At 67.7% G+C, this 20,067-nt stretch carries 21 protein-coding genes; all 21 read left to right on the plus strand.

All coding sequences use genetic code 11. The features are described from left to right. Positions 1 to 13: 13 nt before the first annotated feature. The 21 genes from pncA (at position 14) to AC3WRI_RS11780 (ending at position 20,063) form a co-directional block, all read left to right on the plus strand. Positions 14 to 658 carry a bifunctional nicotinamidase/pyrazinamidase gene (pncA, locus tag AC3WRI_RS11680; protein WP_011615134.1) on the plus strand — a complete coding sequence of 215 codons (645 nt, stop codon included), beginning with the start codon at positions 14 to 16 and terminating at the stop codon, positions 656 to 658. A 47-nt stretch (positions 659 to 705) separates the two neighbouring features. Further along, the gene (locus tag AC3WRI_RS11685) at positions 706 to 1,884 is read left to right on the plus strand and encodes an acetyl-CoA C-acyltransferase (protein ID WP_010810044.1); all 1,179 of its coding nucleotides are present in this window, start codon (positions 706 to 708) and stop codon (positions 1,882 to 1,884) included. Beyond that, positions 1,884 to 2,330, plus strand: a complete 447-nt coding sequence (locus tag AC3WRI_RS11690; protein WP_010810043.1) for a PaaI family thioesterase — start codon at positions 1,884 to 1,886, stop codon at positions 2,328 to 2,330. The genes AC3WRI_RS11685 and AC3WRI_RS11690 overlap by 1 nt, the downstream gene beginning before the upstream one ends. A 111-nt stretch (positions 2,331 to 2,441) precedes the next feature. Further along, positions 2,442 to 4,304 carry an acyl-CoA dehydrogenase gene (locus AC3WRI_RS11695; RefSeq protein ID WP_011615135.1) on the plus strand — a complete coding sequence of 621 codons (1,863 nt, stop codon included), beginning with the start codon at positions 2,442 to 2,444 and terminating at the stop codon, positions 4,302 to 4,304. 46 nt (positions 4,305 to 4,350) lie between these two features. Beyond that, positions 4,351 to 5,133 (plus strand): SDR family oxidoreductase, encoded by a 783-nt coding sequence (locus AC3WRI_RS11700; protein WP_010810041.1) that lies wholly within the window; start codon positions 4,351 to 4,353, stop codon positions 5,131 to 5,133. 127 nt (positions 5,134 to 5,260) lie between these two features. Further along, positions 5,261 to 5,698, plus strand: a complete 438-nt coding sequence (locus AC3WRI_RS11705) for a PaaI family thioesterase (protein ID WP_010810040.1) — start codon at positions 5,261 to 5,263, stop codon at positions 5,696 to 5,698. 94 nt (positions 5,699 to 5,792) lie between these two features. Next, the gene (locus AC3WRI_RS11710) at positions 5,793 to 6,803 is read left to right on the plus strand and encodes an NADP-dependent oxidoreductase (protein WP_011615136.1); all 1,011 of its coding nucleotides are present in this window, start codon (positions 5,793 to 5,795) and stop codon (positions 6,801 to 6,803) included. Positions 6,804 to 6,880: 77 nt separating this feature from the next. Beyond that, a complete protein-coding gene (locus tag AC3WRI_RS11715) occupies positions 6,881 to 7,729 on the plus strand; it encodes a class II aldolase/adducin family protein (RefSeq protein ID WP_010810038.1) in 849 nt (282 codons plus the stop codon). A gap of 39 nt (positions 7,730 to 7,768) precedes the next feature. Beyond that, entirely contained in the window at positions 7,769 to 8,704 is a 936-nt protein-coding gene (locus tag AC3WRI_RS11720; protein ID WP_010810037.1) for a glutathione S-transferase family protein, read from the plus strand. Between the two features lie 59 nt (positions 8,705 to 8,763). Next, entirely contained in the window at positions 8,764 to 9,666 is a 903-nt protein-coding gene (locus AC3WRI_RS11725) for an SDR family oxidoreductase (RefSeq protein WP_010810036.1), read from the plus strand. 34 nt (positions 9,667 to 9,700) lie between these two features. Continuing rightward, entirely contained in the window at positions 9,701 to 10,648 is a 948-nt protein-coding gene (locus AC3WRI_RS11730; protein ID WP_010810035.1) for an alpha/beta fold hydrolase, read from the plus strand. 380 nt (positions 10,649 to 11,028) lie between these two features. Further along, positions 11,029 to 11,811, plus strand: a complete 783-nt coding sequence (locus AC3WRI_RS11735) for a GntR family transcriptional regulator (RefSeq protein WP_011615138.1) — start codon at positions 11,029 to 11,031, stop codon at positions 11,809 to 11,811. 25 nt (positions 11,812 to 11,836) lie between these two features. Beyond that, on the plus strand, positions 11,837 to 13,054 hold the full coding sequence (locus tag AC3WRI_RS11740) for an ABC transporter substrate-binding protein (protein WP_011615139.1): 1,218 nt from the start codon (positions 11,837 to 11,839) through the stop codon (positions 13,052 to 13,054). A 104-nt stretch (positions 13,055 to 13,158) separates the two neighbouring features. Continuing rightward, complete coding sequence (locus AC3WRI_RS11745; protein WP_011615140.1) at positions 13,159 to 14,031, plus strand: branched-chain amino acid ABC transporter permease; 873 nt, start codon at positions 13,159 to 13,161, stop codon at positions 14,029 to 14,031. Between the two features lie 15 nt (positions 14,032 to 14,046). Next, entirely contained in the window at positions 14,047 to 15,012 is a 966-nt protein-coding gene (locus AC3WRI_RS11750; RefSeq protein WP_010810031.1) for a branched-chain amino acid ABC transporter permease, read from the plus strand. A 10-nt stretch (positions 15,013 to 15,022) separates the two neighbouring features. Beyond that, on the plus strand, positions 15,023 to 15,790 hold the full coding sequence (locus AC3WRI_RS11755) for an ABC transporter ATP-binding protein (protein ID WP_011615141.1): 768 nt from the start codon (positions 15,023 to 15,025) through the stop codon (positions 15,788 to 15,790). Next, on the plus strand, positions 15,783 to 16,496 hold the full coding sequence (locus AC3WRI_RS11760; RefSeq protein WP_011615142.1) for an ABC transporter ATP-binding protein: 714 nt from the start codon (positions 15,783 to 15,785) through the stop codon (positions 16,494 to 16,496). Before AC3WRI_RS11755 ends, AC3WRI_RS11760 begins: the two co-directional genes overlap by 8 nt. 46 nt (positions 16,497 to 16,542) lie before the next feature. Then, positions 16,543 to 17,235, plus strand: a complete 693-nt coding sequence (locus AC3WRI_RS11765) for an isochorismatase family protein (protein ID WP_010810028.1) — start codon at positions 16,543 to 16,545, stop codon at positions 17,233 to 17,235. A 1-nt stretch (position 17,236) separates the two neighbouring features. Then, positions 17,237 to 18,163, plus strand: coding sequence for a polysaccharide deacetylase family protein (locus AC3WRI_RS11770; protein WP_011615143.1), 927 nt, complete (start codon positions 17,237 to 17,239; stop codon positions 18,161 to 18,163). Beyond that, the gene (locus tag AC3WRI_RS11775) at positions 18,163 to 19,107 is read left to right on the plus strand and encodes a polysaccharide deacetylase family protein (RefSeq protein WP_010810026.1); all 945 of its coding nucleotides are present in this window, start codon (positions 18,163 to 18,165) and stop codon (positions 19,105 to 19,107) included. The genes AC3WRI_RS11770 and AC3WRI_RS11775 overlap by 1 nt, the downstream gene beginning before the upstream one ends. Then, on the plus strand, positions 19,104 to 20,063 hold the full coding sequence (locus AC3WRI_RS11780) for a hydroxymethylglutaryl-CoA lyase (RefSeq protein WP_011615144.1): 960 nt from the start codon (positions 19,104 to 19,106) through the stop codon (positions 20,061 to 20,063). Before AC3WRI_RS11775 ends, AC3WRI_RS11780 begins: the two co-directional genes overlap by 4 nt. Positions 20,064 to 20,067: the final 4 nt, after the last annotated feature.

Here is a 20,067-nt window from a genome sequence, read left to right on the forward strand (position 1 = left end):
GCCTGGAGCTGAGATGAACACCACCATCGGACCGGACGATTGCCTGCTGGTGATCGACGTGCAGAACGACTTCATGCCGGGCGGCGCGCTTGCCGTGCCCCACGGCGATGAAGTGGTGCCCGTCATCAACCGGCTGGCGCGTGCGTTCGGTCATGTGGTGCTGACGCAGGACTGGCATCCCGTCAGCCACGTCTCGTTCGCGGCCAACCATGCGGGCACGCAGCCGTTCCAGACGCTGGCGCTGCCGTATGGCGAGCAGGTGCTGTGGCCGGTGCACTGCGTGCAGGGCACGCCCGGCGCTGCGCTGCATGCGGGCTTGCACGTGCCGCATGCGCGGCTGGTGATCCGCAAGGGCCACCATGCCGACGTGGACAGCTACTCCGCCTTCCTGGAGGCGGACCGCACCACGCGCACCGGGCTGGCCGGCTACCTGCGCGAGCATGGCGTCAGGCGCGTGTTCTGCGCGGGTCTGGCGACGGACTACTGCGTGGCCTGGAGCGCGCTCGATGCACGCGCCGCGGGCTTCGCGGCCGCGGTGATCGAGGATGCCTGCCGCGCCATCGACCTGGAAGGGTCGCTGGCCAAAGCATGGCAGGACCTCGGCGCCGCCGGCGTTGCGCGCGTCACGTCCGCTGAACTGCTCAAGGGCCAGGGCTGAACCGAACCACCGAACTGAACGACACAAGAGAATCCGAGGAGCAAGACATGAACGAAGCAGTCATCGTATCCACCGCGCGGACCCCGCTGGCCAAGAGCTGGAAGGGCGCCTTCAACATGACCCACGGCGCCACGCTCGGCGGTCATGCCGTCCAGCACGCCATTGCCCGCGCCAAGATCGAGGCCGCCGAAGTGGAAGACGTGCTGATGGGCTGCGCCAACCCGGAAGGTGCCACCGGCGCCAACATCGCACGCCAGATCGCACTGCGCGCCGGCTGCCCGGTGACCGTGCCCGGCGCCACCGTCAACCGCTTCTGCTCGTCCGGCCTGCAGACCATCGCCATGGCCGCGCAGCGCGTGATCGCTGATGAGGGCGACATCTTCGTCGCCGGCGGCGTGGAAAGCATCTCGTGCGTGCAGCAGGAGATGAACCGCCATATGGTCCAGGAAAGCTGGCTGCTGAAGAACAAGCCGGAAATCTACTGGAACATGCTGCAGACCGCCGAGAACGTGGCCAAGCGCTACAACATCTCGAAGGAGCGCCAGGACGAGTACGGCGTGCGCAGCCAGCAACGCGCCGCCGCCGGGCAGGAAGCCGGCAAGTTCAAGGACGAGATCGTGCCGATGACGGTGCTGGCGGGCGTGGCCGACAAGTCGACCGGCCAGCTGGTGACCAAGGAAGTCACCGTCTCCGCCGACGAGGGCATCCGCGCCGATACCACGCTGGAAGGCGTCTCCAAGATCCGCAGCGCGGTGCCGGGTGGCGTGATCACCGCCGGCAATGCCTCGCAGTTCTCGGACGGCGCTTCGGCAGCGGTGGTGATGAATGCGCGCGTCGCCGAGGCCCGCGGCCTGCAGCCGCTGGGCGTGTTCCGCGGCTTTGCCGTGGCTGGCTGCGAGCCGGACGAGATGGGTATCGGCCCGGTCTTTGCTGTGCCCAAGCTGCTGAAGAAGGCCGGCCTGAAGGTCGACGACATCGGCCTGTGGGAGCTGAACGAAGCCTTCGCCGTGCAGGTGCTGTACTGCGCCGACACGCTCGGCATCCCGATGGACCGGCTGAACGTCAACGGCGGCGCCATCGCCGTGGGCCACCCCTACGGTGTGTCGGGCGCGCGCCTGGTCGGCCATGCGCTGATCGAAGGCAAGCGCCGCGGCGTCAAGTACGTGGTGGTGACCATGTGCATCGGCGGCGGCCAGGGCGCGGCCGGCCTGTTCGAAGTGCTCTGATGTCGGCTGCGGGCACCGCGCGGGCCACGCCCGCCGACATGCTCGCCTGGGGCCGGGAGGTGCTGGCCAGCCAGCCCTTCTCGGTCCTGGTCGGCACCGAACTGGCGGCGTTGTCGCCGGGCAAGGCTGAGTTGCGCCTGCCGATCCGTCAGGACCTGCGGCAGCAGCACGGCTTCCTGCACGGCGGCGTGGTCAGCTACCTGGCCGACAATGCGCTGACCTACGCGGGCGGCGCGGCCATGGCGGTGCCGGTCGTGACATCCGAGTACAAGATCAACTACGTGCGCCCGGCGATCGGCGAGCTGCTGGTCGCCCGCGCCGAATGCGTCAGCGCCGGCCGCCAGCAGGCGGTGGTGCGCTGCGACGTGTACGTCGTCAGGGATGGCGAGGAGAGGCTCTGCGCGGTGGCGCAGGGAACGATCGCGCGCCTTGGCGAAGGCGCCTGAGCGGCACGCAGGGAAGGGCGCGGCAGCGCCCTTTTTTGACCGCGCCCGGCGCCTCCCACGCTAGCAAAAAGAACTCGCGGCACGCCACGCAGTGCGCCGCATGGAGACACCATGTCGATGATCCTATCCCGCCGCGACCTGAATTTCGTGCTGTACGAATGGCTCAAGGTCGACGAGCTCACGCGCATCCCGCGCTATGCCGACCACTCGCGCGAGACTTTCGACGCCGCGCTGGACACCTGCGAGAAAATCGCCACCGACCTGTTCGCGCCGCACAACAAGAAGAACGACCAGCAAGAGCCGCATTTCGACGGCGAGACCGTCAGCATCATCCCCGAGGTCAGCACCGCGCTGAAGGCCTTCTGCGAGGCCGGCTTGATGGCCGCCGGCCAGGACTATGAACTGGGCGGCATGCAACTGCCGGTGGTGGTCGAGAAGGCTGGCTTTGCCTACTTCAAGGGTGCCAACGTCGGCACCAGCTCGTACCCGTTCCTGACCATCGGCAACGCCAACCTGCTGCTGACGCACGGCACGCCGGCGCAGGTCGAGACCTTCGTCAAGCCGGAGATGGACGGTCGCTTCTTCGGCACCATGTGCCTGTCCGAGCCGCAGGCGGGCTCGTCGCTGTCGGACATCACCACGCGCGCCGAGTACGAGGGCGAATCGCCGCTGGGCGCGCAGTACCGGCTGCGCGGCAACAAGATGTGGATCTCTGCCGGCGAGCACGAGCTGTCGGAAAATATCGTCCACCTGGTGCTGGCCAAGATCCCCGGCCCGGACGGCAAGCTGATCCCGGGCGTGAAGGGCATCTCGCTCTTCATCGTGCCCAAGTACCTGGTCAATGAAGACGGCTCGCTGGGCGAGCACAACGACGTGGTGCTGGCCGGCCTGAACCACAAGATGGGCTACCGCGGCACCACCAACTGCCTGCTCAACTTCGGCGAAGGCATGAAGTACCGGCCGGGCGGCAAGGCCGGCGCGATCGGCTACCTGGTGGGCGAGCCGCACAAGGGCCTGGCCTGCATGTTCCACATGATGAACGAGGCGCGCATCGGCGTGGGCCTGGGCGCGGTGATGCTGGGCTATACCGGCTACCTGCACGCGCTGGACTACGCGCGCAACCGCCCGCAAGGCCGCGCGGTCGGCCCCGGCGGCAAGGATGCGGCCAGCCCGCAGGTGAAGCTGGTCGAGCACGCCGATATCCGCCGCATGCTGCTGGCGCAGAAGAGCTATGTCGAAGGCGGCCTGGCGCTGAACCTCTATTGCGCGCGCCTGGTCGACGAGGAAGAGGCCGCTGCGGCCGCCGGCGACCAAGCCGCGCATGCGCGCCTGGCGCTATTGCTCGATATCCTGACCCCGATCGCCAAGAGCTGGCCGTCGCAATGGTGCCTGGAGGCCAACAACCTGGCGATCCAGGTGCATGGCGGCTACGGCTATACGCGCGAGTACAACGTCGAGCAGTTCTACCGCGACAACCGCCTCAACCCGATCCACGAAGGCACGCACGGCATCCAGGGCCTGGACCTGCTGGGCCGCAAGGTGGTGATGAAGGACGGCGCCGCCTTCAAGCTGCTGGGCGAGCGCGTGCAGGACACCATCACCCGCGCGCTCGCCGCCGGCAATGCCGAGTTGTCGCAGCAGGCAGGCGCCCTCGGCACCGCCACCAAGCGCCTGGCCGAGGTCACGCAGGCGCTGTGGAGCGCGGGCGACCCCAACGTGACGCTGGCCAATGCCTCGGTCTACCTGGAGGCCTTCGGGCACGTGGTGGTGGCGTGGATCTGGCTGGAACAGGCACTGCTGGCGCAAGCCGCGCTGCCGCGCGCGAACGGCAAGGAAGACGAGGACTTCTACCGCGGCAAGCTGGCCGCGGCGGCCTACTTCTTCCGCTGGGAGCTGCCCAAGGTCGGCCCGCAGCTGGCGCTGCTCGAGTCGCTCGACCGCACCACGCTCGACATGCAGGACGCGTGGTTCTGAGCGGCGCTTGCCCATCCCCGAACCCTACAGAACGAAGGAAGACAATATGCGTACCATCCAGCAACTGTTTGACCTGAAGGGCAAGACCGCGCTGATCACCGGCGGCTCGCGCGGGCTTGGCCTGCAGATTGCCGAGGCGCTGGGCGAGCAGGGCGCGCGCCTGGTGCTGTCGGCGCGCAAGGCCGACGAGCTGCAGGCGGCGCAGGCGCACCTGAAGTCGCTCGGCATCGAGGCCGACTGGATCGCCGCCGACGGCTCGCAGGAGTCGGAAATCGCGCGCCTGGCCGACGAGGCCATCGCGAAGCTGGGCCACGTCGACATCCTGGTCAACAACGCCGGCGCCACCTGGGGCGCCCCGGCCGAAGACCATCCGGTCGAAGCCTGGGACAAGGTGATGAACCTGAACATCCGCGGCCTGTTCCTGCTGAGCCAGCGCATCGGCAAGCTGTCGATGATCCCGCGCCGCTACGGCCGCATCATCAACGTGGCGTCGATCGCGGGGCTGGCCGGCAACCCGCCGGGCAGCATGGAGACCATTGCCTACAACACCTCCAAGGGTGCGGTGGTCAACTTCACGCGCACGCTGGCGGCCGAGTGGGGCGAGCACAACATCACCGTCAACGCGCTCGCGCCGGGCTTCTTCCCGTCGAAGATGACCAAGGGCTCGCTCGAGCGCATGGGCGTTGAGGCCATGTGCGCCGGCGTGCCGCTGCACCGCCTGGGCGACGACGAGGACCTGAAGGGCGCCGCGCTGCTGTTTGCCAGCGACGCCGGCAAACACATCACCGGCCAGATCCTGGCGGTGGACGGCGGCGTCAGCGCGGTCTGAGCCGGGCAGGGCGCATTCCGGGCAAGCCGCACCGTGCGGCTTGGCGGAATCCCGGATTGCCCTCAAACTTGGGGCCGGCGCAAGGCCTCGGCCTCGCCGGCACCTAATTCTCGGACTCGCAATTGCCATGAACCAGTTCAAAGGCCCCCTGACCCACATTCCCTTCCTCGCCGACCTCGGCGTGACCTGCAACCTCGCCGAAGGCGGCCGCAGCGAGATCGCACTGCCGATCGAGAAGCGCCACCAGAACAGCTGGGACATGGCCCACGGCGGCGTAATCATGACGCTGCTCGACGTGGCCATGGCGGTGGCCGGCCGCAGCAGCGACGCGGATGGCCGGGGCGTGGTCACCATCGAGATGAAGACCAGCTTCATGGCGCCGGGGCGCGGCGCGCTGACCGCGCGCGGCACCACCGTGCACCGCACCACCACCATGGTGTTCTGCGAAGCCGAGATCGTCGACGCCGACGGCAAGACCGTGGCGCGCGGCTCGGGCACCTTCAAGTACATCCGGCGCATGCCGCCGCAGCGCCCGGGTGAGACCGATACCGGTGCCGACGGCTGAGCGCCGGCACCGATGCAGCAGACGGGGCAGCGCGGCTGTCCCTTCCCGACGCAGTATTCAAGCCGTTCCATATTCCTACTGAAAGGAATCGACCATGTCCAAAACGTTCAAGCGCATCGTCCTGGCCTCGCGTCCCGAAGGCGCGGTGACGCCGGCCAATTTCCGCCTGGAAGAAGTGCCCGTGCCGCAGATCGCCGACGGCCAGGTGCTGGTGCGCAACCACTACCTGTCGCTGGACCCGTACATGCGCGGCCGCATGAACGACAGCAAGTCCTACGCCGCGCCGCAGCCGCTCGATGAGGTCATGATCGGCGGCACCGTGGGCGAAGTGGTGGAAAGCAGGAACAGCAAGTTCAAGCCAGGCGACAAGGTGGTCGGCATGTTCGGCTGGCAGGAGATGGGCGTCAGCGACGGCACCGGCCTGCAGCCGGTCGACACCACGCATATCCCGCTGTCGGCCTACCTCGGTTCGGTCGGCATGCCGGGCGTGACCGCCTGGTATGGCCTGAACAAGATCATCCTGCCCAAGCCGGGCAAGACCATCGCGGTCAGCGCTGCCTCCGGCGCAGTGGGCAGCGTGGTCGGGCAGCTGGCCAAGCTGGCCGGCTGCCGCGCGGTCGGCTTTGCCGGCGGCAAGGACAAGTGCGACTACGTGGTCAATGAGCTGGGCTTCGATGCCTGCATCGACTACAAGGCGGCCAAGGATCCCAAGGAGCTCTACAAGATGCTCAAGGAAGCCACCCCGGACGGCATCGACGGCTATTTCGAGAATGTCGGCGGCGATATCCTGGACGCCGTGCTGACGCGCATGAACGCCTTCGGCCGCATCGCCATGTGCGGCATGATCGCGGGCTATGACGGCCAGCCGCTGCCGCTGAAGAACCCGCAGCTGATCCTGGTGTCGCGCCTGACCATCGAAGGCTTTATCGTCTCCGAGCATATGGAGGTCTGGCCGCAGGCGCTGAAGGAACTGGGCACCGCCGTCGCCCAGGGCAAGCTCAAGTTCCGCGAGAGCATTGCCGAAGGCCTGGCCAGCGCGCCTGAAGCCTTTATCGGCCTGCTCAAGGGCAAGAACTTCGGCAAGCAGCTGGTCAAGCTGGTCTGACCGGCGCATGCAGGGCCGCGGCGCGCCTGCCGGGCGCGCCGCGGGCAACGGATTTCACCAAAAAGATGGAGACACCGATGAATGCCCCGCAAGCCCCGCAAATCCAGAGCGGCGACGAGATCGGCGCCGGCCTGCCCGAAGAGGTCAAGGCCCGCTACCGCAACCTGCCGCGCCCGCCGCAGTTCGCCACCGCCGCCGCAGAGCGCCTGCACCGCAAGCAGCGCCTGGCCGCGGCCTTCCGGCTGTTTTCCAGGTTCGGTTTCGACGAAGGCGTGGCCGGCCATATCACCGCGCGCGACCCGGAGTTTCCCGATACCTTCTGGGTCAATCCCTTCGGCGTCCATTTCAGCCAGGTCAAGGTCTCCAACCTGATCCGCTGCGACCACCACGGCGACGTGGTCGAGGGCGACTACCCGGTCAATGCCGCGGCCTTCGCCATCCATTCGCGCGTGCACCAGACCCGCTCCGACGCGGTCGCGGCAGCGCATTCGCACAGCACCCATGGCCGCGCGTGGTCCACGCTGGGCCGCCCGCTCGATCCGCTCACGCAGGACGTGTGCGCGTTCTACCAGGATCATGCGGTCTATGACGATTTCGGCGGCGTGGTGGTGGAGCTCGACGAAGGCCAGCGCATCGCCAATGCGCTGGGCCAGAACAAGGCCGCGATCCTGCAGAACCATGGCCTGCTGACGGTCGGCAAGACCGTGGACGAAGCCGCCTGGTGGTTCATCACCATGGAGCGCTCCTGCCAGGTCCAGCTGCTGGCCGAAGCCGCCGCGGCGCGCACCCAGGCGCCGCTCAAGCTGATCTCCGATGCGGCCGCGCGCCAGGCCTATTCGATCGTCGGCACGGCGCAGGCGGGCTGGTTCCAGTTCCAGCCGCTCTATGCCCGCATCGTCAAGGAGCAGCCGGACCTGCTGGACTGAACCGCACGGCACCCGCTGGCAAACATGGAGTTGGATCGCATGGCCGACATCATTCTTCACCAGTACGCAACTTCGCCATTCTCCGAGAAGGTCCGCCTGCTGCTGGGCGCCAAGGGACTGGCCTGGCACGCGGTGGAAATCCCCGCCATCCTGCCCAAGCCTGACCTGCTGGCGCTGACCGGCGGCTACCGCCGCACGCCGGTGCTGCAGGTCGGTGCCGATATCTACTGCGATACCGCGCTGATCTGCGAGGTGCTGGACGCGCTGGCGCCCGCGCCGGCGCTGTATCCGCCGGCCCAGGCCGCGGCGGCGCGGGTCGCGGCAGCCTGGTTCGATGCGGCGCTGTTCACGGCATCGGTGACCTATGTGTTCCAGCCGGCCGGCGTTGCCAGCATGCTGGGCCACCTGTCGCCGGCGCAGGTCCAGGCCTTCAGCGCGGACCGCAAGGCCATGCGTGGCGACACCAATGCGCTGCGCATGCCGTTGCCCGAAGCCACCGCGCTGCTGCATGAAACGTTCGGCCAACTGGAAACGCAGTTCGCTGCCGGGATCGGGCATGTGGCCGGGCCGGCGCTGTCGGTTGCCGATTTCTCGCTGTACCACAACCTCTGGTTTATCCGCCGCGCCGGCGCGCTGGCGCAGCTGCTGGAGGCTTATCCGCGCTTGCAGGCCTGGTATGCGCGCATGAACACCTTCGGCCATGGCCGGCCGCGCGTGATCGACAGCGAGGACGCGATCGGCGCCGCGCGCAGTGCCGATCCGCTGGCGCTGGATGAGGGCGTGGTCGTGGATGCCGGCCTGCAGGCCGGCGACGCCGTCACCGTCACGCCGACCGACTATGCGCGCGACCCGGTGGCCGGCGTGCTGCTGGCGCTGAGCGCGCGCCGCGTCACGCTGCGCCGCCAGGACCCGCGCGCCGGCGCGCTCAATGTGCATTTCCCGCGGCAGGGCTACCAGGTGCAGCGCGCCGCCTGAGCGCGCATGGCACACGGCCCGCCGTTTCCCAAAACGAATCACGCGACAGGACAGACGATATGAAGGACTTCTCCAACAAGGTGGCTGTCATTACCGGCGGCGCCTCGGGTTTCGGCAAGGAGTTTGCCCACATTGCCGCCGACCTCGGCATGAAGCTGGTGCTGGCGGATGTGCAGGAAGACGCGCTGGACGCGACCGTGGCGGAATTCAAGGCACGCAATGTGCCGGTGATCGGGTTGCGCACGGACGTCTCGCGTGCCGACCAGGTGCAGGCGCTGGCCGATGCCGCCATCGAGGCCTTCGGCCAGGTCAACCTGCTGTTCAATAACGCCGGCGTGGGCGCGGGCGGCCTGATCTGGGAGAACTCCGAGAAGGACTGGGAGTGGGTGCTGGGCGTCAACCTGTACGGCGTCGTGCACGGCGTGCGCATCTTCACGCCGCTGATGCTGGCCGCGGCGGAGAAGGATCCGGCCTACCAGGGCCATATCGTCAACACGGCGTCGATGGCGGGCTTGCTGAACCCGCCGGCAATGGGCGTGTACAACGTGTCCAAGCACGCGGTGGTGGCGTTGACCGAAACCCTGTACCAGGACCTGGGCCTGGTGACGGAGCAGGTGCGCTGCTCGGTGCTGTGCCCGTACTTTGTGCCCACCGGCATCAACCAGTCCCAGCGCAACCGGCCCGCCGACCTGGCCAACCAGGCGCCGCCGACGCGTTCGCAGCTGGTGTCGCAGGCCTTGTCGGACAAGGCCGTCGGCTCCGGCAAGGTGACCGCCGCCGAGGTCGCGCAGCTGACCTTCGATGCCATCCGCGACGAAAGCTTCTATATTTATTCCCACCCCCAGGCGCTCGCCCCCGTGCGCCAGCGCTTCGAGGACATCGTCGGGCAGCGCAATCCCGGCGATCCGTTTGCCGACAAGCCCGAGGTCCGCGCGGGCCTCGTTGCCGCGCTGCGCGGCTGACGCCAGCACAACGCCACAACGAGGAGGACCGCATATGGAGAACAACATGGCTGCCCCCGCCGCCGTGATCCGCCACCTGCAGTACGCCACGCTGCCCAACGGCACCCGCCTGCACTACGCCAGCGCGGGCGAGCGCGGCAAGCCGCTGATGCTGTTCGTGCACGGCTTTCCTGAATTCTGGTTCGAATGGGAGGCCCAGCTGGCCGAGTTCGGACGCACGCATTTTGCCGTGGCGCCGGACCTGCGCGGCTACAACCTGTCGAGCAAGCCCGCCGAGGTCGAGGCCTACCGGCCGCGCCATATCGTCGAAGACCTGGTGCAGCTGGTCAGCGCGCTGGGCTATGACCAGGCCGTGGTGGTGGCGCACGACTGGGGCGGGGCGATCTGCTGGAACCTGGCGATCCAGTTCCCGCAGCTGGTGCGCCAGCTCGTCATCGTCAACTCGCCGCATCCGTACCTGTTTGCGCGCGCGCTGGCCACCGATCCCGAGCAGCAGGCCGCTTCCGCCTACATGAACTGGCTGCGCAAGCCGGGCTCGGAAAAGGCGCTGGCCGCCAACGACTTCGCGCTGCTGGACCGGATGCTTGCCGATGCCGACGGCAAGCCGGCGGCATGGTACACGCCGGAGACGCGCGCCAGGTACCACGCGGCATGGTCCCAGCCGGGCGAAGGCCAGGACGCCGGCGTCCATCCGCTCACCGGCGGCGTCAATTTCTACCGCGCCTCGCCCATGCACCCGCCGGGCGAGGGCGAGCCGCCGCCCGATATCTCGCGCCTGGATCCGGCCGCGTTTGTGGTCAAGGTCCCCACGCTGGTGATCTGGGGCGAACGCGACCGCGCGCTGCCGAAGTCGCTGGTGGACGGGCTGGGCGACTTCGTGCCTGACCTGCGCCTGGAACGCATCCCCGAGGGCACGCACTGGGTGATCCATGAGCAGCCGGAACGCGTCAACCTGCTGATCCGGAGTGCGCTGCCGGGGTAGCTGCCAGATGTCGTTCGGGCCGCCAACGAAACCCCAGTCAGCAGCTTTCAGCCCCGCCTTGATGGCGGGGCTTTTTGTTGGTGCGCCATGCCTGGCGCTGTCCGGCTCGCGCTGGTGTTTCCGGAACGTCTGAAGCATTTACTGAGTAATCCGGACGACCCCTGACTTTTTATTAAGGGCTGGCTTTCATTCCATGTCTCACTGGGGAAAATATCTACGATGTCCTATTAATTGTCCTATTGAAGCGACAATAATACTGATATATCTTTCGGTCCATGCTTCAGAGCCGATATTCCCTTGACTAATTGGCCTGAACGGGAAGTATCCGATGTCGGTGAACCGATAAATTTCAACGGGTCGAAAGATAGCAGCCGCCATTTATGGGAAACCAAAATTCGCCGATGCCGCGGTATCACCGCATTTACCTGGTGCTGCGGCAGAAAATCCTGAACGGGTTATACGACGAGAGCGGGCTGCCGGCCGAGTTCCGCTTGATGGAGCAGTATCGCGTGGCGCGGGTGACGGTGCGGCGGGCGTTAGCCGAGCTGCTCCAGGAAGGCCTGATCTACCGGCGGCCCGGGCAGGGGACATTCGTCAATATCGAGCAGGTTCGGCTGAACAGGCCACCAGCGCAGATGTGCGGCCTGCTCGACAGCCTGCTCGAAGTCGTCGCCGGCACCTCGGTGCGGGTGGTCGATTTCGGCATGCGGAGCTGCCCCACGCACGTCCGGGAGGCGCTGCGGCTGGCGGAGCGGGACGAAGCCCTGCACGTGATGCGCGTGCGCCTGCACCGGGACGAACCGGTCTCGCTGATCACGACATGGTCGCCGCCGCACGTGGCGCTGTTGCTGACACCGGGCGCGCTGCAGCAGCAGCCCATGCTGGCGCTGCTGGAAGACGGCGGGGTTCGCATCGGCCACGCCGACCAGACGCTGTCCTGCTGCCTGGCCGACGCGCAGGCCGCGGCGCTGCTGGACGAGCCGGTGGGTGCGGCGCTGCTGTCGGTGGTGCGCGTGGTGCGCGATGTCGACGGCAACCCGGTCCAGTGGCTCAGCGGCCTGTATCGCCCGCAATGCTACGACTACCGCATGGCGCTGACGCGCGCTGGCGAAGACAAGGCGCGTATCTGGCTTGCGCGCGACCTATCCACCGCGACGCGGTGATCCAAGAAATCGGGAGGAGACAGAAATGACCAAGACTTATCCGGCAAGACGCCGGTTCCTGGGCCAGGCCGCGCTGCTTGGCGCCGGTGCGCTGGCGCCGCAGATCGGACGGGCCCAGCCCAGGCCGGTGCGCATCGGCGTGCTGCATCCGGTCACCGGAGCGCTGGCGTTTTCCGGCACGCAATGCCGTGCCGGCGCGCTGCTGGCGATCGCCGACATCAACGCCGCCGGCGGTATCAAGTCGCTGGGCGGCGCCAGGCTGGAAGCGGTGCTGGGCGATGCCCAGTCGCAGCCGGAGATCGGCGCGGCCGAAGTCGAGAAGATGAACGAGGCCGGCGTCAGCGCCGTGGTCGGCGCCTATGCCAGCGCGATCTGCCTGGCCACCACGCAGGCGGCGGCGCGGCATGGCCTGGCGCATGTGGTCGACGTGGGCGTGGCCGATGCCATCGTCGAGCGCGGCCTGACCAACACGTTCCGCTTCGGCCCCGGCTACAAGGTCGCCACCGAAACCGCGATGAGCAACCTGCGCACGCTCAACCAGCTCAGCGGCAACCGCGCGCGCACGGCGATGATCATCCACGAGGAATCGCTGTTCGGCAGTGGCACGGCCAAGCTGCTGAGCCAGCGCCTGCCGGAGTTCGGTTTCGAGGTGAAGGAGGTGGTCAAGCACGCCAACCCGACGCGCGACTTCAGCAATATCGTGCTACGCATGAAGGCGGCCGATCCGGACATCGTGATCGCGGCCAACTACTACAACGAGTACGCCCTGCTGATGCGCACCATGCAGCAGCAGAAGTTCCGGCCCAAGGCGGTCTACTCGGTGCTGGGCGGCGCGGCGTCGAGCTTCAAGTTCATCAAGGAGTTCCCGGCGGCGGCGCAGCATGTGCTGGACTGCAACCACTGGTACAACCCCAGGGATCCTCGCGCCATTGCGCTGCGCAAGCGCGTTGAGGCCAGCGGCCTGTTCTTTACCTACGAGGTTTTCTGCACCTATGCGTCCACCATGCTGCTGGCCGACAGCATTGAGCGCGCCGGCTCGGCGCAGCGCGAGCGCGTGATCGAAGCGCTCGCCAGCAGCAGCTTCAGCAGCCACTTCATGCCGTACGGGCCGACGCGCTTCGTCAACGGCCAGAACACCGGCGCGCAGCCGCTGCTGACGCAGGTGGTGGATGGCGACATCAAGGTGGTCTTCCCCAACGCCTACCGGCAGGTCGACGCGGTGTTCCCGCTGCCGGCCAGCTAAGCGCTTCACGCCGGTCGCGCCGGTACGCCGTTTATCCCTAGTCGCTACGGTCGGGAAGCCCGCTTCCCGACGCTGGACTCCTGTTGCCGCGAGGAACGCATTACATGTTCGATATCCCGATACTCTGGGCCTCCTGGCTCAACGGCCTGACCACCGGGGCGATCTATGCCCTGGTCGCGCTGGGCCTGACGCTGATCTACGGCGTGCTCCATATCGTCAACTTCGCCCACGGCGCCGCGCTGATGGCGGCGCTGTATGGCGTCTATTTCCTCTTTACCCGGCTCCATGTCGATCCCTACGCGGCGCTGCTGGTGATGCTGCCGGCCATGTTCGCCGCGGGCTACCTGCTGCAGCGCCACCTGATCGCGCGGGCAAGTCGCGGCAACGAGCAGAACGTGCTGCTGGTCACGCTGGGCATCTCGATCGTGCTGGAGAACCTGGCGCTGTACCTGTTCCGCTCCGACACCTACACCATCGACACGCCCTATGCGCTGTCCACCGTCGAGCTGCTGGGTGCATCGATCGCGCTGCCCAAGGTGATCGCCTTCGCCGGCGCACTGTTGGCCTGCGGCCTGCTGATGCTGATGATCCGGCGCACCACGCTGGGCCGCGCCATCCGCGCGGTGGCCAGGGAAAAGCAGGGCGCGCGCGTGGTCGGCATCGATGTCGAGCGCGTCTATGCGCTCAGTTTCGGCATCGGCCTGGCCTGCCTGGGCGCGGCCGCCTGCTTCCTGCTGCCGGCCTACTACGTCAATCCGCGCGTCGGCGACGGCTTCGTGCTGATCGCCTTCACCGTGGTCGTGCTGGGTGGCATGGGCAGCTTCGCCGGGGCGCTGTGGGGCGGCCTGCTGATCGGCGTGGTCGAGTCACTGGGCGGCCTGTGGCTGGGCGACAGCCTGGGCCAGGTCGGCATTTTCCTGATCTTCATCCTGGTGCTGCTGTTCCGTCCGCAGGGCCTGTTCGGCGCGAAGGCGTGACTCGAGGAGCCTGACATGAATCGAATTTCTTCTCTTCCCACGCTCGGCTGGATCGCCATCGTTCTGGCCGGCTTTGCCGCGGCGCCGCTGTGGCTGTCCTCCGGCTTCGCGCTGAACCTGCTGGTGATGGTGCTGCTGATGACGCTGATGGCGCAGTCGTGGAACATCCTCGGCGGCTTTGGCGGGCAGTTCTCGTTCGGCCACGCGGCGTTCTTCGGCACCGGCGCCTATGCCATGGCGATCTTGCAGGTCGCGTTCGGCATGAATGCGTGGCTGGCGCTGGTGCTGGCGACCGGCGTCGGCGCGCTCGCCGGCGTCGGCGTGGGCGTGCTGTCGTTCCGCTACGGGCTCAAGGGTTCGTACTTCTCGCTGGCGACGCTGGCGGTGGCCGAGGTGCTGCGCATCGTGGCCAATGCGGTCGGTTTTACCGGTGCCGGTGCAGGCATGCAGTTGCCGTTGCAGCCCGGTGCCTTGCATCTCCAGTTTGCCGGCAAGGCTGGCTACCTCTGGTTCATCCTGACGTTCGTCGCCGCGGGCCTTCTCCTCTCGTGGTGGCTGCGCAGGTCGCGCTTCGGTGCCTGTCTGATGGCGGTGCGGGACAGTGAGGACGCGGCGAAGGCGCTCGGCATCGACGTGCTGCGCGTCAAGTTGGTAGCCATTGCCATGTCCGCGGCGCTGATGGCGGCGGCCGGCGTTTTTTATACGCAGTACCTGCAATACCTCGATCCGCATATCGCCTACGGTCCGGCCTTTTCGGTGGCCGCGCTGGTTGGGGCGGTGATCGGCGGCACCGCCACGGTGTTCGGCCCGCTGCTCGGCGCGCTGGCGCTGCAGCTGCTCAACGAGCTGACGCGCAATGCGCTGGGCGATGTGCCGGGCGTGAGCCTGGTGATCTACGGCGCGCTGCTGGTGCTGATGGTGATGTTCCTGCCGCAGGGCCTGGCCGGGGCGGCCGGATCGGTGCGCAAGGCGAGGGCATAAGGCAAGGGAAATGACGATGCAGACCATACTTTCGACCCACGGACTGTCGATCCGCTTCGGCGGCCTGGCGGCGGTGCAGGACGTGAACCTGTCCATTGCGCGCGGCCGCATCACCGGCCTGATCGGCCCCAACGGCGCCGGCAAGTCGACCCTGTTCGGCATGCTGTCCGGCTTCCTCGCGCCCACGCAGGGCACGGTGGAGCTGGAAGGCCGCACCCTCAACGGGCTCGCGCCTCATGTCATCTGCCGGCTCGGGCTGGCGCGCACCTTCCAGATCGTGCAGCCGTTTGCCGGGCAGACCGTGCGCGAGAACATCGCGGTCGGCGCGCACCTGCATGTGCGCGGCCGCAATGTGGCGCTGGCACACGCCGATGAAGTGGCCCGCCGGGTCGGGCTGGAAGACCAGCTGCACAAGAGCGCTTCGAGCCTGACCGTGGCCGGGCGCAAGCGCCTGGAGCTGGCGCGCGCACTGGCCACGCGGCCGCGCGTGCTGCTGCTGGACGAGGTGCTGGCCGGGCTCAACCCCGGCGAAATCGCCGCGATGATCCCGGTGGTGCGCGGCATCTGCGACGACGGCGTGACCGTCGTGATGATCGAGCACGTGATGCAGGCGGTGATGAACCTGGCGCAGGACGTATTCGTGCTGGCCGGCGGCCGGCTGATCGCGCAGGGTTCGCCCGCGCAGGTGACGCGCGACCCGCAGGTGATCGAGGCCTACCTGGGCCACGGCATGGCGCAGCGCATCGGCGCGCAGCAGGAGGCGGCCGCCCATGCCTGAGACCCTGTTGTCGGTGCAAGGGCTGCACAGCGGCTACGGCGAGGTGCAGGTGCTGCACGGCGTCAGCGTGGAGGTGAATCGCGGCGAGATCGTGGCCCTGCTGGGCGCCAACGGCGCCGGCAAATCGACGCTGATCAACACGGCCTGCCGCCTGGTGTCCGGCACCTCCGGCACGGTCCGCTTCGACGGGCGGGACGTCAGCCGGGCCCGGCCGCAGGACATCGTCGGCGCCGGACTGATCCAGGTGCCCGAAGGGCGCCGCATCTTCCCCAACCTGACCGTGCTGGAGAACCTGGAGCTGGGCGCCTGCCGCCGCGCCACGCGCCAGCTCAAGGCCAACCTGGAATGGGTGCTCGATACCTTCCCGCGCCTGCGCGAACGGCTGGGCCAGCGCGCCGGCACCATGTCCGGCGGCGAGCAGCAGATGCTGGCCATCGGCCGCGGCCTGATGGGCGATCCGCGCCTGCTGATCCTGGACGAGCCCTCGCTCGGGCTGTCGCCGCTGATGGTCGAGGAGATGTTCGGCCTGGTCCGCCGCCTGCACAAGGAAGGACTGTCGATCCTGCTGGTCGAGCAGAACGTGGCGCTGTCGCTGGAAATCGCCTCGCGGGCCTACGTGCTGGAAAACGGCGAAGTCAGGTTCTCCGGTACGCCCGGGACGCTGCTGGCAGCCCCTGAACTGCGGGCCGCTTACCTGGGCGTGTGAGCGTACCCATCCAGCAATCAGAGAAGCAAAGAACGGAGTCAAACCGATGGAATTGTCAGACAAGACCGCGCGCCAGATCTGGCAGGAGGTCAGGGCCAACCCCAGCCGGGCGCGCTTCGGCTTCGGGCGCAAGGCGGTGCTGGTCAATATCGACCTGCAGAACGCCTACACCTGCACCGACCGCTTCAAGACCGCGTACGAGACCGATCCCGCGCAGCTGGCGCATATCAACGGGCTGGCGCGGCGCTTCCGGGCGCTGGGCTGGCCGGTGGTGTGGACGCGGGTGGCGTACATGGCGTCCGGCGAGGATGCGGGCATCTGGGGCACCCGCACCGATACGCCGGATTCGCTGCAGAACATCAAGCATGGGTCGGAGCGCGCGCAGTTCGACAGCCGCGTCGACGTCGATCCGGTGCGCGACGTGGTCTATTGCAAGAAGATGCCGTCGGCGTTCTTCGAGACCCAGCTGCAGTCGTTGCTGGTGTGGCACCAGGTGGATACCGTGGTCATCACCGGCGGCTCCACCTCGGGCTGCGTGCGCGCCACGGCGGTGGATTCGCTGTCACGCGGGTATCGCACCATCGTGCCGGAGCAGTGCGTGGCCGACAAGCATGAGAGCTACCACTTCGCCAACCTGACCGACCTGATGCTGAAATACGCCGACGTGCTCGACGTGCTCGAGGTGCAGAACTGGCTCGAAGACCAGCATGCCATGCTGCACACCGCGAAGGGGGACTGACATGCGTGAAAGCCCCGGCTACTACGACTACTGGCCCTACCAGGACCGCCCCAGGATCAGCTGGCCGGGCGGGGCACGGCTGGCCTTCTGGGTCGCGCCCAACATCGAGTTCTACGAACTCGACCCGCCAGGCAATCCGCACCGGCGCGCATGGCCCCATCCGTACCCCGCGGTGCCGGGCTACTCGATCCGCGACTACGGCAACCGCGTCGGCCATCAGCGCCAGATGCGGCTGCTGGACAAGTACGGCATCCGCGGCTCGGTGTCGCTGTCGGCGGCGCTGTGCGTGCATCACCCCGAGATCGTGGCGATGTGCATGGAGCGCGAGTGGGAGTTCTTCTCGCACGGCATCTACAACACGCGCTACACCTACGGCATGTCCGAGGAACAGGAGCGCGAGATGATCCGCGAGTCGATGCAGATCATCGAGGACTGCACCGGCAGCAAGCCGGCCGGCTACCTGGCGCCAGCGCTGTCGCACAGCGAATCGACTCTGGACTTGTTCGCCGAACTGGGCGGCCGCTATACCTGCGACCTGTTCCATGACGACCAGCCCACGCCGGTGCGCGTGCGCGGCGGCCAGCGCTTTATCTCGCTGCCGTACTCGCTGGAGATGAACGACACCATCGCCTACGTGGTGAACAAGGCCGAGCCGCGCCGCTACGGGCAGATGCTGAAGGACTGCTTCGACCGGCTCTATGCGGAAGGGGCCGAGTCCGGCACCGTGATGTGCATCCCGACCCATAACTACCAGGTCAGCTGCCCGCACCGGCTGCGCGCCTTCGAGGAAGCGCTGGAATACATCACTGGCCACGCGGATGTCTGGGTCACCACCGGCCGCGAGATCGCCGATTACTACCTCGAACATTGCTACGACACGGCCGCGGCTGCGATTGCCGCAGCCAACCCGGTGCGGAGGGCGTGCTGATGCCACGCGACCATCAAGCCCCGCAATACCCGCACCGCCGCGCCGGCATGGACCACGACCGCTATGACTGGTCGATGCTGGCAAGCCGCGCGCCGGTGCGCTGGCCAGGCGGCAAGACGCTGGCCCTGTGGGTCAACGTCAGCCTGCAGTTCTTCCCGCTGAACCCGACCGGCAAACCGGTGGCGGTGCCGGGCAACATGACCATGCCGTATCCGGACCTGCGCCACTACACGCTGCGCGACTACGGCAACCGCATCGGCATCCACCGGATGCTGCGCGGCTTCGACCGCTACGGCGTGCGCCCGACCTTTGCCATCAATGCGCGGCTGGCCGAGCTGTATCCGTCGCTGCTCGCCACGGTGAGCGAGCGCGGCGACGAGATCATCGGCCATTCATGGAGCATGGACACCGCACACGCCGGCGGCCTGGATGAAGCCGTCGAGGCGGAAGTCGTCCGGCGTTCGCTGGACCGGCTGCGTACGCTCAGCGGGCAAGACGTCCGCGGCTGGCTCAGCCCCGGCAAGCTGCAGAGCGCCAATACGCCGGAGCTGCTGCGCGCCAACGGCATCGAGTACCTGTGCGACTGGGTCAACGACGACATGCCTTACCCGTTCCGCACGCGCCACGGCAAGTTGTGGGCGATGCCGCTGTCGACCGAGCTGGAGGACCGCTTCGTGCTGATGGAGAACCTGCACCCGGAAGCATCGTGGGCGCGGCAGGTGAAAGACGCCTGCGACCTGCTGCTCGACGAAGCGCGCGAACAGGGCGGGCGCATCCTCGCGCTGTCCGTGCACCCGTGGGTGCTGGGGCAGCCGCACCGGATCCGCTACCTGGAAGCCGCGCTCGAATACGTGATGGCAAGACCTGAAGTCTGGAGCGCGGGCGCGGGCGAGATTCTCGCGGCGTTCGCGGCACAGGATTCCCAACCACAGGAAAACCCATGACAGCAAACATGCAGAACATCGACGTACTGGTCAGCGAAGTCGGCCCGCGCGACGGCCTGCAGATGACCCGGCGCGTGATGGCGACCGCGGCCAAGAAGGCCTGGATCAGCGCGGAAGCCGCCGCCGGCGTGCGCGAGATCGAGGTCGGCTCGTTCGTTCCGGCCACGGTGCTGCCGCAGATGGCGGACACGGCCGAGGTGGTGGCGCACGCGCTCGGCATCGGCGGGCTCACGGTGGCGGCACTGGTGCCCAACTACGTGGGCGCCGAGCGCGCCATCGGCGCCGGCGTGCACAAGCTCACCATCCCGGTGTCGGTCAGCGAGACGCACAGCCTGCGCAACGTCAACCGCACCCATGAGCAGATGCTGCGCGAGGTCCGGCGCATTGCCGAACGCATCCGCGCCTTGCCGGCCCATGCGCGGCCGCGCTTCGAGGCGGGGCTGTCGACCGCATTCGGCTGCACGCTGGAAGGCCCGGTCGCCGAGGCGCGCGTGGTCGGGCTGGCCGAAGCGCTGATGGACGCGGGCTGCGACGAAGTCGGCTTGTCCGACACCACCGGCTACGGCAATCCGCGCCAGGTGCGCAGCCTGACGCTGGCGGTATGGCGCGCGATCGGGCAGCAGCACCTGAGCGGCATCCACCTGCACAACACGCGCGGGCAGGGGCTGGCCAATGTGCTGGCGGCGATCGACGTGGGCCTGACCACGGTCGATGCCTCGCTGGGCGGGCTCGGCGGCTGTCCGTTCGCGCCCGGCGCGAGCGGCAATGTGGTGACGGAGGACCTGGTGTTCCTGCTCGAGTCGATGGGGCTGCGCACCGGCATCGACCTGGAGGCGCTGTTCCGCGTGCGCGACATCGTCAGGGCCAACCTGGCGGACGAACCGCTTTACGGGCACACGCCGGAGGCCGGCCTGCCCAAGGGCTTCGTGCCTGCCGTCCTGGCGGCGTGGCAATGATCAG

It is taken from the genome of Cupriavidus sp. FW305-27 (assembly GCF_058787995.1).